The 14,803-nt window shown below is 61.8% G+C and carries 15 protein-coding genes; 8 read left to right on the forward strand and 7 right to left on the reverse strand.

From position 1 onward, the window contains the following. Positions 1-2: 2 nt before the first annotated feature. From AC1DSF_RS19015 to AC1DSF_RS19035, 5 genes are read right to left on the reverse strand one after another with little or no spacing between them, the layout of a single operon-like run. Positions 3-1,241, reverse strand: coding sequence for a CaiB/BaiF CoA transferase family protein (locus tag AC1DSF_RS19015; RefSeq protein ID WP_478124173.1), 1,239 nt, complete (start codon positions 1,239-1,241; stop codon positions 3-5). After that, positions 1,199-2,152 carry a Bug family tripartite tricarboxylate transporter substrate binding protein gene (locus tag AC1DSF_RS19020; protein ID WP_478124174.1) on the reverse strand — a complete coding sequence of 318 codons (954 nt, stop codon included), beginning with the start codon at positions 2,150-2,152 and terminating at the stop codon, positions 1,199-1,201. The genes AC1DSF_RS19015 and AC1DSF_RS19020 overlap by 43 nt, the downstream gene beginning before the upstream one ends. Positions 2,153-2,178: 26 nt before the next feature. Beyond that, the gene (locus AC1DSF_RS19025; RefSeq protein ID WP_478124175.1) at positions 2,179-2,958 is read right to left on the reverse strand and encodes an SDR family NAD(P)-dependent oxidoreductase; all 780 of its coding nucleotides are present in this window, start codon (positions 2,956-2,958) and stop codon (positions 2,179-2,181) included. 11 nt (positions 2,959-2,969) lie between these two features. Further along, positions 2,970-4,106: a thiolase family protein gene (locus AC1DSF_RS19030; protein WP_478124176.1), complete on the reverse strand. Its 1,137-nt coding sequence runs from the start codon at positions 4,104-4,106 to the stop codon at positions 2,970-2,972. A 4-nt stretch (positions 4,107-4,110) separates the two neighbouring features. Next, complete coding sequence (locus AC1DSF_RS19035) at positions 4,111-4,467, reverse strand: Zn-ribbon domain-containing OB-fold protein (RefSeq protein WP_478124177.1); 357 nt, start codon at positions 4,465-4,467, stop codon at positions 4,111-4,113. A gap of 187 nt (positions 4,468-4,654) precedes the next feature. On the opposite strand from AC1DSF_RS19035, the gene AC1DSF_RS19040 reads away from it, so the two are divergent. Further along, a complete protein-coding gene (locus AC1DSF_RS19040) occupies positions 4,655-5,800 on the forward strand; it encodes a PrpF domain-containing protein (protein ID WP_478124178.1) in 1,146 nt (381 codons plus the stop codon). A 2-nt stretch (positions 5,801-5,802) separates the two neighbouring features. Next, positions 5,803-6,579: an SDR family oxidoreductase gene (locus tag AC1DSF_RS19045; protein WP_478124179.1), complete on the forward strand. Its 777-nt coding sequence runs from the start codon at positions 5,803-5,805 to the stop codon at positions 6,577-6,579. Between the two features lie 56 nt (positions 6,580-6,635). Here AC1DSF_RS19045 and AC1DSF_RS19050 read toward each other — a convergent pair whose 3' ends face one another. Next, entirely contained in the window at positions 6,636-7,430 is a 795-nt protein-coding gene (locus AC1DSF_RS19050) for an AraC family transcriptional regulator (protein WP_478124180.1), read from the reverse strand. A gap of 161 nt (positions 7,431-7,591) precedes the next feature. Between AC1DSF_RS19050 and AC1DSF_RS19055 the strand changes: the two genes are divergently transcribed. The 6 genes from AC1DSF_RS19055 (at position 7,592) to AC1DSF_RS19080 (ending at position 13,578) form a co-directional block, all read left to right on the forward strand. Beyond that, positions 7,592-7,903 (forward strand): hypothetical protein, encoded by a 312-nt coding sequence (locus tag AC1DSF_RS19055; RefSeq protein WP_478124181.1) that lies wholly within the window; start codon positions 7,592-7,594, stop codon positions 7,901-7,903. Then, positions 7,900-9,921, forward strand: a complete 2,022-nt coding sequence (locus AC1DSF_RS19060) for an FUSC family protein (protein WP_478183239.1) — start codon at positions 7,900-7,902, stop codon at positions 9,919-9,921. Before AC1DSF_RS19055 ends, AC1DSF_RS19060 begins: the two co-directional genes overlap by 4 nt. After that, entirely contained in the window at positions 9,918-10,130 is a 213-nt protein-coding gene (locus tag AC1DSF_RS19065) for a DUF1656 domain-containing protein (RefSeq protein WP_478124183.1), read from the forward strand. Before AC1DSF_RS19060 ends, AC1DSF_RS19065 begins: the two co-directional genes overlap by 4 nt. Before the next feature lie 18 nt (positions 10,131-10,148). Then, positions 10,149-11,132 (forward strand): HlyD family secretion protein, encoded by a 984-nt coding sequence (locus tag AC1DSF_RS19070; RefSeq protein WP_478124184.1) that lies wholly within the window; start codon positions 10,149-10,151, stop codon positions 11,130-11,132. Further along, the gene (locus tag AC1DSF_RS19075; protein ID WP_478124185.1) at positions 11,129-12,589 is read left to right on the forward strand and encodes an efflux transporter outer membrane subunit; all 1,461 of its coding nucleotides are present in this window, start codon (positions 11,129-11,131) and stop codon (positions 12,587-12,589) included. Before AC1DSF_RS19070 ends, AC1DSF_RS19075 begins: the two co-directional genes overlap by 4 nt. Before the next feature lie 101 nt (positions 12,590-12,690). Beyond that, positions 12,691-13,578: a LysR family transcriptional regulator gene (locus tag AC1DSF_RS19080; RefSeq protein WP_478124186.1), complete on the forward strand. Its 888-nt coding sequence runs from the start codon at positions 12,691-12,693 to the stop codon at positions 13,576-13,578. 276 nt (positions 13,579-13,854) lie between these two features. On the opposite strand, the gene AC1DSF_RS19085 is transcribed toward AC1DSF_RS19080, so the two are convergent. Further along, the gene (locus AC1DSF_RS19085; protein ID WP_478124187.1) at positions 13,855-14,790 is read right to left on the reverse strand and encodes an enoyl-CoA hydratase; all 936 of its coding nucleotides are present in this window, start codon (positions 14,788-14,790) and stop codon (positions 13,855-13,857) included. Positions 14,791-14,803 lie beyond the last annotated feature (13 nt).

Consider the following 14,803-nt stretch of genomic DNA (forward strand, 5'->3'; position numbering starts at 1 on the left):
TTTCAGTTCGGGGGAAAGCTGGCGGCAATGACCGCCTCGATGTTTGCTGGCGGCATCCCGAGTTCGTCAAGCACCTCACGGGTGTGCTGTCCGAGTGTTGGAGCAGCCCGTCGCGCCTGAGGCCGCTCGCCAACCGCACCCATCACGCTTCGTGGCATCGTCAACGCACCTGCGACCGGGTGAAGCAAGGTCTCTGTGAGCGCTGCTTCGACGAACGGCGCGGACTGCGTTACTTCGGCATAGTTGTTGATGGGACCGCAGATGATGTCCACGGCCGCGAACTGCTCGAGCCAGAAGGCACGAGGATGAGCGAGCATGCGTGCTTCAAGCAGGCGCAACAGAGTCTCGCGGTGCTGCAACCGACTCTTGTTCTCGGCGAAACGCGGGTCAGATGCAAGCTCCGGCGCACCGATTGCGGCACACAAGGCCTGCCATCGCGCTGGGTGATATGCCGCCACCATGATCCACCCGTCGGCGCAACGCAAGGCCTCGTTTGGCGTCGAATATGGCGCTGCGTTTCCCTGAGGGCCGGGCACATGACCGTCGGCGAAATAGGACGCGAAACTCACATGCTGTAGCGCGATGGCGCTGGCGAACATGCTTGCTTCCACGTGTTGGCCCAAGCCCGTGCGCTGGCGATCCGCCAGAGCAGCCAGGATCGAGATGGTCGCGAACGACCCCGTGACAAGATCGACAACCGGCACAGGAACCTTGCACGGCTCTCCATCGGGCGCGCCGGTGACGCTCATGAGGCCACTGACGGCCTGCAGCACGCCGTCGACACCAGGCAGGTCCTTTGCAGCTCCAAGCTGACCGTACGCGGAGACCGAGCAGTAGATCAGCCGCGGATTTGCCGCAGCCACTGTGGCGTAGTCAAGCCCCAGGCGTTTCATCACCCCCGGACGGAAGCTCTCCACCAAGACGTCCGCCTGCTCGACCAGCTGTAGCGCCGCTTGCCTGTGAGTGGCCTGCTTGAGATCAAGCACGATGCTGCGCTTGTTGCGATTCAGGGCCAGGAAAGGGACGCCCTCGCCATGAACCCAGGGTGAGAGCGCTCGAGAAAGATCGCCGACAGGACTCTCAACCTTGATGACATCGGCGCCGACGTCAGCCAAGCACAGCGTGCATGTAGGTCCTGCCATGACTTGAGTGAAGTCGATGACTTTCAGCCCCTCTAATGCATTAGCTAGCACCTTCTTCACTCCATCCGGATATTGTTGGCGCGGATCACCGGCTCCCACTTCGCGCGCTCAGCCCGCAACATGCTTTGGTACTCCGCTTGTGTCACTACCATCGGTTCGAACCCGGCTGCGGTGAGCGTCGCCCGAACATCGGGGCTTTGCGATGCCTTTGTGATCTCTGCATGCAGCCTGTTGACGACCGTCTGCGGCACGCCTTTCGCCACACAGATGTCGTACCAATAGCTCGCGTCATATCCCTTGATTCCACCCTCGGCGATCGTCGGAATCTCGGGCGCCAGTTCGGATCGTTTGACGCTGCCCACACCCAGCACTTTCACCTGGCCACCGTGTGAGAACGGAATGGCTGTGGACAGACCGATGATTGCAAGCGGCAGATGGCCGCCTATCACATCCTGAACAGCCTGCGCAGTGCCCCGGTAGCCGACGTGGGTCAGCTTCAATCCAGCCATGGAGCCGAGCAGCACGCCCGCAAGATGTTGGGGGGTCGTAGGGCCAGGCGTTCCATAGCTCATCCCTGGATTCTGTTTGGCGTGAGCTATTAGCTCTGCCATGTTCTCAACCGGAAGCTTTTTGCTCGCAATCAGGGCAATCGGCACACTCGCCAATGGAGCCACCTGAATGAGGTCGGTTGCGGCATCAAATGGCAATTTATTGTTGAGAAGGTTCAGCAGCGCGACGTTTCCGCTGCCGGTGGTCAACGTGTATCCGTCGGGCTTGTTGCGCAAGAGCTCGGCGTACGCTATTGCACCGCCCGCGCCGGGCTTGTTCTCCACGATGACCGCTTGGCCCAACTGCTCACCGATCTTCTTCATGACGATGCGCACTACGGTGTCGGTGCCGCCCCCGGGCGTATAAGGAACGAGAAGCCGAAGCGGTCGCGCCGGATATTCCTGTGCGAATGCGAACGATCCGGCAGTCGCCGCGATGCTGACGAATGTCCTGCGTTTCATGACATAGATGCTCTGGCTGCCGGATCTCAGACGGATGGGCTGCTGAGGCTGCGCCCGCCGCAGACGTACAGAAGCTGCCCCGTCACGTAACTTGAGCCGGGTTCGGCAAAGAACCGGACAGCGCGAGCTATGTCGTCCGGCTGGCCGATGCGCTCCATCGGCACCGATCTGCGGAGACTCTGCTGAACGTCCTCGGCCAGCGTTGCGAACAGTGGTGTCTCAACAATGCCAGGCGCGATAGCGTTCACCGTAATGCCCTTGCGTGCGTACTCCAGCGCCAAGGAACGGGTCAGGCTGACGACGGCACCTTTGGAAGCGGAATAAGCTGCTTGGCCGCGATTGCCCAACCATGCACGAGACCCGATGTTGATAATGCGGCCGAACTTCTTTTCTGCCATGTGGGCCAGAACCGCCTTTGAGCAGATGAACTGGGAGTTGAGGTTCACCTCGATCACTCGTCTCCAAAAATCCAGGTCCATCTTGGACACGAGCTTGTCGCCGCCGATGCCAGCGTTGTTCACCAGAATATCGATGCGACCATAGGATGCAACGAGCTGAGCGACCGTGGCTTCTACTTGTTCAACAGAACTCACATTGACCGCAAAGGTCTTGACATGGGCACCCTCACCGGCAAGAACTTGCTCTGCTTGACGCAGCGCCACCTCGTCAAGATCCCAGAGCATGATGCGGCAACCAGCCTGAGCCAGAGAGCGAGCTATGCCGAGGCCAATGCCTTTCGCACCGCCGGTGACAATGGCGACAAGGCCTTCCAGCGTGGCCGGCGTGGTGATGTTGGTCTGGTTCATACCGGTCCCGTTCAGAGCGAGAGAATGTGGATTGAGCAAGCGGCATGGTCCATGCCCCAGATGCCGCCGCCAGTCACTTGCGTGAGGCCTATCCGCGCTCCCTGTACTTGGCGCGCTCCCGCGCGGCCCTGCAGTTGTTCGCAGACCTCTACGATCTGCGCAACACCGGTCGCTCCAGGAGGGTGTCCCTTGGCCAGGAGGCCGCCACTCGGGTTAACAGGCACGCGCCCGCCCAAGGTGGTCGCACCGCTTTGCAAAAGACCTGCCGCATCGCCGCGATCACAAAGGCCGAGTGCCTCGTAGTAGAGCAGCTCGGAAATGGTGAACGCGTCGTGCACTTCCAGCAGGCTGAGATCCTGCGGCCCCACACCGGCCTGCTCATAGGCCAGCTTGGCGGCACGCGCCGTGATTTCGGCCTCCGTCATGTCCACCGGCGTGGTTTCGAACAACCCGGACTGCACCACGGACGCCAGGACCCGAACCGGCTTTGCAACGCCCCTTGAGGGCTTGGTGCTGAGCACGAGGGCCGCTGCACCGTCAACCACGGCGGGACAGCACTGCAGCAGCGTGAGCGGCTCAGCCACTGGGCGGGACGCAAGAATCTCCTCGCGGGTCGCCAGCTTTGCAAACTTGGCGATGGGGTTGAGAACACCGTGCATGCGGTTCTTCACGGAGATATCCGCCAGCGTCTCGAGCTTGAGACCCTGATCGTGCATGTATCGCCGAGCGCGCATGGCGTACAAGGCCGGCATGATCATGCCGCGCCTGTTGTTCCAGTCCTTCTGGCTGAGCTGCAATGGCCCGCCTCCGAGACTGCTCAGATGATCCATTCCGAAGACCAGGACGGTGTCGTACTGCCCGGCCTTGAGCGCCTGCAGTGCGAGATTCAGTGCGGTCGCTCCACTGGAGCAGGCGTTGTCCACGTTGTAGACCGCGCCCCCGTTGGGATGCAGTTCACGCAGTGCACGCTGCCCCGGCAACGTGGCCCCGAGCGCGTTGCCGCAGTAGAACGCCTGTACGTCGGAAAGCTGCGTGCGAGCATCTTCCAAGGCGTCGAGAATGGCCGATTGAACCATCGCCTCCTCAGTCAATTCCGGAAAGCGGCCAAAATCGGTGATTCCAACGCCGGTGATCAATGGCAGGTTCATGGCATCACTCCTGGAAGGCGTAATCGGGCGTGCCGTCGGGCAACGCGAAAGACACCACACGCACGCGGCTTTCGATCGCAGGTGGGCTTCCATCGAACAAGAGCCGACCGAAGGCGCGAACGCCCGGCTCGAAGTCGACCATCGCCAGGCAGTACGCCGGCTTGTCTTTGCCGGGGTGCACCAAAGTGAAGCTGTAGAGAGACCCGGTCGGTCCGAGTTCGACTTCCTCGATCTGCTGGTTGTCTTGAACGAATTCGATCGGTGGGAATTGAGGAGGTTGCCCGCCTGCCTGTGTGGCAACAAGCAACATGCCGCCAGGGGTTTCACGGAAGTGGGAATCCGTACGCTTGATGATCTTCAAAAGGTGTCTCCTGTTCCGGTGGCAATTGCCACGGCAACAGGTAGTGTGGTGACCCAGGCTCGGCCAGTCATTGGATTTCTACTGGGCACTCTTTAGCATTTCTAAAAGATTGGAACGTGTAGTCCTGCTAAACCGACAGCAGCCAAACTGCAATGACGGCCACCGTGTGCACGCGGATACTGAATGAATGAAAGAACAAATTCGCGTTCCGGTCACCTTGATGCGCGGCGGCACAAGCAAGGCGGTTTTCCTCGCACAGCGTGATGTGCCGTCGGAGCCGGAATCGCTGCAGCGATTTCTACTGGCTCTGTTCGGCAGCCCCGATGTGCGCCAGATCGATGGGCTTGGCGGAGCCGACATCCTCACGAGCAAATGCGCAATCATTGGCCCTCCGTCACACCCTGACGCAGACATCGACTACACCTTTGTGCAGATCGGGATCGATCAGCCAAGCGTGAGCTTCGAGATCGTCTGCGGCAACATTTCATCGGCCACGGGGGTCTACGCGCTGCAGGAGCAATTGATTCCTGTGCAAGAACCCTCCACCACCGTTCGAGTGCACAACACCAACACCGGCAAGATCCTGCGCATGGTGGTGCAATGTGCGGACGGCGAGCCGCGCGTGGAAGGTGACAGCGAAGTGGATGGGGTGCCCGCCAAGGGCGCTGAAGTCGCGTTGGACTACTCCGGCACCAGCGGCGCCACGACGGGCAGGCTGTTGCCCACCGGGCAGGCACGGGATTCGGTCTACGTCTCAAAGCTCGGTCGTGAGATACCCGTCTCGATCGTCGATGTGGGCACGGCGTGTGTCTTCATCCGCGCGGCGGATCTGGGCGTTACCGGCACGGAACTTCCCGGTCAGCTCAGTCCTGACATCTACGAGATGGCCGAGGAAGTCAGGCGCTGGGCCGCCAATCGTTGCAACTTGCCAGAGTCAGGGACCCTCACTCCCTATCAGATCCTCATCGGCGCACCGCAAGACTATCGGACCATCGGCAGCGGTCGAATCGTCAAGTCGTCGGAGATCGACTTCGTTGCGCGCATGGTTCTCAATGGCGGGGCGATGCACAAGGCTTTCCCTGGCGGTGGCTCGGTCTGCCTTTCCGTGGCGGCGCAGATCGCGGGGACGATTCCGGCTGAGGCGCGAGGAACTCATGCCGGCCCGACGCGCATCCGCATCGGGCACCCAAGTGGTGTGATCGGGATTTTTGCGAATGTGGCTCGCTCTGCCGACGACGAGTGGACGGTCCGTGAAGTGCACTTCACTCGAACTGCTCGGCGCTTGCTGGATGGAACGGCCTATGTGAGGCGAGCCCTTCTCGACGTGGGCTGACGATGACGCAAGATCTTTTTTCTCTGCAAGGCCGCACAGCGCTTGTCACCGGTGGCTCACGGGGCATAGGCCGCATGATCGCCGAAGGATTCTTGGGCCGGGGTGCACGCGTCTACATCAGCGCGCGCAAAGCTGCAGCGTGCGATTTGGCGGCTGCAGAGCTGTCGAAGAACGGCCACTGCGTCTCACTGCCCTATGACGTGTCCACGGTCGCGGGTTGCCAGGCTCTGGCCGCTGCCTACGCTCAGCATGAACCCGCGCTGGATATCCTGGTCAACAACGCTGGCGCTGCCTGGGGGGAAGACTTTGATGCTTTCCCCGAAAGCGGCTGGGACAAGGTGGTCGATCTCAATCTGAAAACGCCCTTCTTCTTGACGAAGGCGCTGTCCGAGCCGCTGCGCGCCGCGGCCAAGGCGCGTGTGGCAAAGATCATCAACATTGCCTCCACGGATGGCATCGCGCTCAATCCTCAGGAGAACTATTCCTACGTAGCCAGCAAGGCGGGCTTGATCCACCTGACACGGCGGATGGCGCTGCGCCTGGCGCAGGACAACATCGCGGTCAGCGCCATTGCACCTGGTGCGTTTCCATCCGAGATGAACAGAAACGCGCGCGACCGCGGGGACGAACTGTCCGAGTACATACCCGCCAGACGCATCGGCACTTCAGAGGACATCGCGGGCGCGGCGATATTCCTGGCGTCGCGTGCAGGTGACTATGTAATGGGCTCCACGCTGGTGGTAGACGGTGGTGTGACCCACGCCCGAGCCTACAGGTGAGTGTGTCTATTGGATGGCCGCTGGCTTTCGGCGACGCGCTGACCTGAAACCACGTGTCATGCACCGACTCGAAAGCGGTCGTTGATGTAGGTGGCGGGTGGCTTTCCAAAAGCCTTCTTGAACATCGTATTGAAGGCAGAGGGCGACTCATAGCCCAGGTCATAGGCGACTTGCTGGACGGTCGCGCCACCGGACAGCTCCCGAAGTGCCACGATCATCTGCAGCTGGCGTCGCCAGCGTCCAAAGCTCAGGCCCGTCAGCGAGGTGCAGAGTCGATTCAACGTTCGATCGCTCATGCCCAGTTCACTTGCCCAATTCGTCTGGGTCCTGCGATCGGAGGGATCGAGCATCATGGCCGTTGAAATCTTTCTAAGCCTTGCGTCCTCAGGCATCGGCAGGAACATTTCTTCCCTGGGCATCGTGCAAAGTTGGTCAAGCAGCACCTGCGCCAGTCGATCGGTCGGTCCGCCAGCTTCGTAGAAGGGCGGCAATCCTGCGAGGTACTGAATCATCTCGCTGAGCATCGGGCTGATACGCAAGGTACAGCAACGGGCAGGCAAAGGAGCAGCGCCAGGTTCCACGAAGAGGTAAAAAATCAGCGCGTTCGCCGTCCCTCGGTTGCTGTGTGGCGTGCCGCCCGGAATCCACACGCCCGCCTGAGGCGGGACCATCCATAGGGCACCGGGCACATCACAAGAGACGGCACCGCGCAGTGCGATCACGAGCTGGCCAGATCGGTGCTCGTGAACAGGGATCTCTCGCTCGCGCGCCGCCACATCGACGCGCAGTGCCATCACGGGTACTGACGGTTCGTAGTCCAGACCTGGCTCACCGAATTCTGCTCTTCGCATATTGAGAAAGTTGGTGTTGCTCCCGCCACCCGGCTTATGTCTGCCTATGCGGGCTCCTCATTGTTGCCAATGCACGCGCCGCCTCAACGATGACCGAAAAGAGAAGTCGTTCGTCCAAGTTTGCAATTCTCGGCTCGATGGCCAGTCGATAGCATCGATACATGATAATGATTCGCAACAAGGATGAGACGGTATCGGCCCGGTCACTCTTCATCCTTTTCATCGGCCTTGTGCTGATTGGCGTGGTGCGTCGATCATGCAACGCCACCAGCGAAGCACTCAAGGATTCTCTCCTGCAGCGCTTCGACATGCCGCTGTGTCCAACGATTCCGGCGCGCGATCTGACACAGCTGGCCTGCCTCGCCCACCAATGGCTTCGCGATGTCGTCAGCATCACCGTCTCCGGTTTGCTCTCGCGTTCCCGCTTCTTGTTGAAGCATGCCCGCACCGGCCCTCAGGGCGACGCAGCATGAGCACGCTGCCTCGTTTCTCTCGACAGGAGTTGCTCTTTTCTCTCAAGAGCTTCGTCGCAGCCATGCTTGCGCTTTACCTGTCCAGCCGCCTCGGGCTACCTCGGCCCTTCTGGGCCATGATGACCGCCTACATCGTGGCCCACCCTCTGGCCAGCCATGTGCGCTCCAAAGCTCTTTATCGGTTTTTGGGCACGTTGCTCGGTTGCGCAGCGACCGTGGTTCTTGTCCCCTCGCTGTCTGGTGCCCCAGAGCTCCTGTCGCTGACCTTGGCGCTGTGGGTGGGACTGTGCCTCTATTTTTCGCTGCTGGACCGAAGCGCGCGTTCCTACGTCTTCATGCTGGCCGGCTACTCAGCCGCCTTGATCGGGTTCCCGTTGGTGGAAGCCCCCGCGGCGATGTTCGACACGGCCGTCGCACGGGTCACTGAAATCGGGCTGGGAATCCTGTGTGCCAGCTTGGTCCACAGCATCGCGCTTCCTGCAGGCTTGGGCCCTTCCTTGCTTGGCGTGATGGATCGAGCACTTGGCGATACGCGCCTATGGCTCACTGACCTGCTACGCGAGTCACCGAAGGAAGCAAAGGACGAACGTATTGCAGTGGACCGCCAGCGGCTGGCTCTGGACATCACACAACTGCGTCTGCTGTCCACACATATACCCTTTGACACCACCAACCTGCGCTGGGCAGGGGGCGCCATCGACACCCTGCAAGACCGCATCGCCGGCCTAACCCCGGTGCTGTCGGCGGTAGAGGATCGCCTGGAAGCGCTGTGCACCGCCACGGGGGGAGTGCCGGATGACATCGGCTCGGCTTTCGTGGGGCACTCAAGCTGGCTGAACCCGAGCGCGACAGGCGCACAAGTGGGCGAAGCACGCGCCGCCTTTCGTGCCATCGCGGACGGTCCGGCCGCTTCCCTCTGGGTCCGCGCGCTGCGGATTGATTTGGCAACCCGCCTGGAGGACCTGGTCGCGCACTGGGCTGCCTGCATCACGCTGCGCAACGATATCGACGCTGGCATTGCCGGGAACCCGGCGCCATTGCGGCGCACCGCATCTCTGGGTCGCAGGGTGCTTCACCTGGACAGAGGACTCGCGCTGCGATCGGCTATCACTGCGGTGTTGGGCACCTGCATATCGTGTGCTCTGTGGATCGCGACGGGCTGGCCCTCGGGATCCGCCATGGCCATGGGCGCTGCAGTCTTTTGCAGCTTCTTCGCCACGATGGACGATCCGGCGCCTGCCATGCACAAGTTCATCACGGCGCTGTTGTGGTCGTTGCCCGTGTCCGCCTTTTATCTCTTGGGGGTCATGCCACTGGTACATGACTTCGGCATGCTGGTGCTGTGCATCGCGCCTCTATTTTTGGTGGTCGGGTGTTACATGGCACGGCCGGCGAGTTCCCTGGCGGCCCTCGGCATGTTCTTCGGTGTCGCCGGAACGCTCGCCCTCCAAGACACGGCCACCGCCGATTTGGTGAGCTTCATCAGTTCCAACCTGGCTTTGTTTGTGGGTGCGGTGATCGCGGCCCGCGTCACCGCTGTCATGCGCAGCGTGGGTCGTGACTGGACTGCCGCGCGCATACGACGTGCGACCTGGAACGATCTTGCCCATCTGGCTGCTCTTCCTCCAAACCCGTTCGACCACGACGCCTACGCCGGCCGCATGCTCGACAGGATCTCGCTATTGGCGCCGCGCGTCGCGCCTGACGGTCCCGAAGAGGTCCAGCTTGCCGCACACCGCGCACTGCGCGAGTTGCGCTTAGGGGGGGACATCGTCGCGCTGCAGCGGCATCGCGGGCGCCTTCCGGGAGAACCTGTCAGCCGCCTTTTCAAGCAATTGGTCCTCGTCTTCCGCGCCCAGGTAGCAGGAGCGCCTCTGCGTCATGCATCGCTGCTGCCGCATATCGATCGGCTGTTGCTTGATGCCCTGATGGCGGATGCCGAGCGGCCTGCCATCGCGGCACTCGTGGGTCTTCGACGCAACCTCTTTCCAACAGCTCCCCTCGCGCTCCAACCATGATTGAAGTCAACTTTTTTGGCGTGGAATTGCCCTGGCTTTTACTGCTGGCAGGCGGCGCGCTTCCGTGTTCCTGGGCAACGCGCCGCCTGCTGGCCACTGTCGGTGCTTACCGATGGATCTGGCACCCAGCCCTGTTTGATCTTTCGCTGTACGTCCTGGTGCTCTACGCCTTGGTTCATCTCACTGGCGCAATCGCCACCTCGCCTTAAACCGGACCGGTTCCACCTATGAAATCTGACGCCCTCTCCTTGTCCATCCGGACTTCCCGTCTTGTCCGACCCGCCATTCGTCTGTTGGTCACCGTGCTAATGGTGGCCGCAGCCGGCTGGGCAGGCTGGCGCTTATGGGACCACTATGAACTCGCCCCATGGACACGCAACGGACGCGTGCGGGCCAATGTCGTGCAAGTCGCGCCTGATGTGTCTGGCATGGTCGCGAATGTGGCGGTGCACGACAACCAGTCCGTTGGCGCTGGCGCCTTGCTGTTCTCGGTGGATAAGGCCCGCTTCGAGCTGGCGCGAGAACAGGCCCAGGCCGCCGTCGCGACGCAGAGCATCGCGATCAGCAACCAGCGCATCACGCTCGCACAGGCGCAGCGCGAGAGCAAGCGCAATTCCGACCTGGGCGATTTGATCTCGCTGGAAGCTCGCGAGCAGTCGCGGCTGAAGGTAGACCAGGCCAAAGGCGCACTTCAAGCGGCCGAAGCAGCGTTGCGGCAGGCGCAGGTCACGTTGAACACTTCGACGTTGAACCTGGAACGCACCCAGGTGCGCGCACCCACCGCTGGCCGCGTCACCAATCTCGACCTCCGCGAGGGCGCCTATGCGAGCGCCGGCCACCCGGTGATGGCATTGGTTGACGCGGGTTCCATCTATGTCGAAGGCTATTTCGAGGAAAACAAGTTGGCTCGGATTCATCAGGGCGACCGCGTGCGAGTCACGCCCATGGGTGCCGCGGCGCTCGAGGGCACCGTGGACAGCATCGCCGCGGGGATTGCTGACCGTGACCGCAGTACCAGCGCCAACCTGCTTCCCAGCGTCAATCCCACGTTCAACTGGGTGCGGCTTGCGCAGCGCGTGCCCGTGCGAGTCAAGCTGGATCAGTCGTCCTCGGGCACCCCTCTGGTAGCAGGCCAGACGGTCACCGTTGAAATACTCGAGACCGCTCGGACCACGGAGGCCACGGCCCGGATTTCAGAAAGCCGGGGATGAACGTCATGTACCGACTCTTGGTTGCCGCCACGGCGGCAAGTGCACTTCTCGCAGGTTGTGCCAACCCGCCCGTTGGGCCGGACTATGTCGCCCCCGCCCCGCTCTCTTTCGCACAAGCCGCCTCCGCGGGCACATTCCAGTCCGCCGGTGGCTATGGGGCAGAAACGACTCTGCCGCCGCACTGGTGGAGGCTCTACAACGACCGGCAGTTGGACGCGTTGGTCACACAGGCGCTCGAACACAACACCGACCTGCGGCAGGCCGTTGCCAACCTGGAGCGCGATCAAGCGCTGGAGGCCGAGTTGCACGGAAGTGAGAGACCGGCGGTGACGGTCAGTGGCGGCCCCGGGTTTGGACACGTGTCGGGCTTGAGTCTGCTGCAGAGCGACTACGAGCCACCCACCCACGGCACATACAGCGCGGGTGTGTCCTTCTCTTATCAGCTGGACCTCTTCGGTCAACTGCGGCGCGCCATCGAAGCGGCTGAGGCAGGCACCGGCGCTGCGCAGGCGGCGGCCGACCTGGTACGCGTACGCGTCGCCGGAGGTACGGCACATGCCTATGCGCAAGCATGTTCAAGCGGCTATCGCTTGCGCGCAGCGCAGGAGTCGGTTCGTCTGCAGGAGGAAGCGATCCGACTCTCGGAGCGCCTTCGGCAAGCGGGCAAGGTTGGGGAAATCGACATTGCACGTGCAAAAGGCCAACTGGAACAACTCCGTGCTGCGCTGCCGCCACTCCAGGCTCAGCGCCAAGGCGCGTTGTACCGGCTCGCGACACTCACAGGCGCCGCCCCACGCGACTTCCCTGCGGCCGTCGCCCATTGTGAGCAGCCGCCGCACTTGGCAGGACTGCTACCGGTGGGAGATGGCACGGCCCTCCTGCGCCGGCGACCAGACGTTCGTCAGGCCGAACGCAGTCTGGCGGCAGCCACTGCCCGCATCGGCGTCGCAACTGCCGATCTCTACCCCAAGGTGGCGCTGGGACTCTCGGCCGGCTCGGCTGGCTTCCTGGCAAGGGTTGGCAACCGCGAATCGCTCAGCTACAGCCTGGGGCCATTGATCAGCTGGACTTTGCCGAACACAGGGGTCGCTCATGCGCGCATCGCACAGGCAGAGGCAACGACGCGACTCGCCGCTGCCCGCTTCGACGGAACCGTGCTCACCGCACTGCGCGAGGTGGAAACGGCGCTCGATGTCTACGCACGCGAGCTGGGACGTCATGCTGCGCTCTCCGCTGCCCGAGAGCAAAGTGCCATCGTCGCGCGTCAAGCCCGCACCCTCTATGTGAACGGCAAGACGGGCCAGCTTGAAGCATTGGATGCAGAGCGCACCCTGGCGGCCAACGAAGCCGCTCTTGCAACGTCCGCTGCCCAATTGGCAGAGGATCAAGTCGCCGTCTTCATGGCGCTGGGAGGTGGCTGGGAAGCCGATGAGGTCCTCGCGAAGGCCGTGCGCTAGCGCACGCCCAAGCGTTTCTCAAAGGCGGAATAGGCGGCGGGTGGCAATTCCACTGCGAAAGTCCGGTCGGGCTGGGAGGCTTTATGGAAGGGCTTGATCTTTTGAAGACCTTTTTGGAGGTCGCCAATGTGGGCAGCTTCTCGCGCGCGGCGGGCAAGCTAGGCATCTCGAAGGCCAGCGTGAGCAAGCATGTTGCGAGCCTTGAGGGGCGTTTCAAGGTCCGGCTCATGAACCGCTCAACTCGGTCGGTAACATTGACCGATGCTGGGAGGCTGCTCCAGCTTCGCAGCGCGCCGCTGATGGAAATGGTCGAGTTGACACAGAGCGAATTGCAGGCGCATGCCTCACACCCAAGCGGCCGTCTTCGCGTTGCAGGTCTTCACGGGCTCGTGCAAACCGAGTTCCCGAGCCTGCTGAGCGAGTTCCTCACGCTCTATCCAGATGTCCATATTGATCTGCAGATCGGCAATCGCGTGGTCGATCTCGTGGAGGAAGGTGTCGACATCGCCCTGAGGTTCGGGCGCATCGGTGATGAGAACCTCATCGTGCGTCGCCTCCAACGTGTGGAACTCATTCTCTGTGCCACGCCCAGCTACTGGGCCAAGCGCGGCATCCCCAAGACACCTGACGACATGCGACGGCACGACGTGCTCACCTACTCGCTTTCGCCGGGCACACCGCATCTTCCGTTCGAGGTCGACGGCGGTCCGTACAACATTCCGATCTACGGACGCATGGATGCAAACGACTCAGGCACTCTCATCGCCGCGGCACTGGCGGGCATCGGCGCGGTGTGTGTGCCGGCGTTGCTGGCTCAGCCGTACACGGAACGTGGCACCCTAGTCCCGGTACTCAGGAAATTCATGCCGCGTGACGTCTGGCTCTACGCGGCGTATTCGCAGCGCCGGCACAACAGTGCAGCCTTGCGCGCGCTGCTGGAGTTGCTGGAAGTGCGTATGCGGGGCGATGCACCCGACAATCCGGGCTAGGGCAGGCGGCGCCGCATTCCTTTATTTTCTGTTGACAGATCGACTCCGGCTCTCTTGACATGTTGCATTTGCAGATGCCGACCGACATGTTCGGCACGCTGCGTTGCGCCGATGAAAGTGGGGTGAGTGCGGGCCTCGTCTATGCCGGCGGCATCCAGGATCCCCCGATCCAGAACATCGGCTTCGCCGTGGCGCAAGCGCTGAAGTGGGATAACGCGGACGCGGTGATGCTACCGTACACCCTCGTGGTTCGGTCGATCTGTAGGACTTTGGAGGTCAAGACTCGACAGCCGGGTGGTTGGAACCCAATTGGCGGTCTGTGCCAGGAAACACCGCCAAGTTGAATCGCACCCGGATCTTCTCGCGAAGAGCCGGATGAATTCCGTTCGGATCCACCAACATACCCCATTGCTGCTTGTTGTGATGGTGCGAGAGTTGGTGCAGGCCGAATGCATGCATCATGGCGCCGCGACGGCCGCCTGCGTCCTGGGCGTGATTCACGGATTCCTTGACTGCTTTGAGGACGAAGCTTCCCTTAGTGGCGACCTTCTTGGCCAAATCGAGCGAGCGCTCCATCAATGCGTCCGTCGGAACCACTTGATTGACCATGCCGCATTGTTGCGCGTCTTGCGCGCTCAGCCAGTCCGCGGTCATCAGCCATTCTTTCGCCTTGCGCGTGCCTAGTTCCCATGGATGCATGAAGAACTCGACTCCCGCAACACCAAATTCCAACGTTGGATCACGAAACCGAGCGTTCTCAGCGGCAATGATCATGTCACAGCACCACGCGAGCATCAGCCCGCCCGCCACGCAAGAGCCTTGCACCGCGGCGATGGTCGGTTTGGCCAGATTGCGCCAGCGTTCGCACATCTCCAGATAGATTTCCTTCTCTCGCCCGTAGAGTCCCTCCACGCCAGCACCATCGAATGCGGCCCATGTGCCGACAGTGCGAAAGTCACGCCATGTCCGGATTCCATCGCCACCCATGTCATGCCCAGCGGAGAAATGATCTCCATCTCCAGAAAGGATGATGACCTTCACCTCGTCGTCCTGCGCTGCACGGTCAAAGGCCGAATTGAGCGCATAGGTCATTTCCATATCTTGCGCGTTTCTCACCGCTGGACGGGACATCGCAATGTTGACGATGTCCGGCGTCAAGTGTGCATAGCGCACGCCGGCGTATTGATGGGGATCGAAGGACGGTGACTGCATGGCCAATGGCTCC

It is taken from the genome of Variovorax sp. 01N429, from assembly GCF_056399425.1.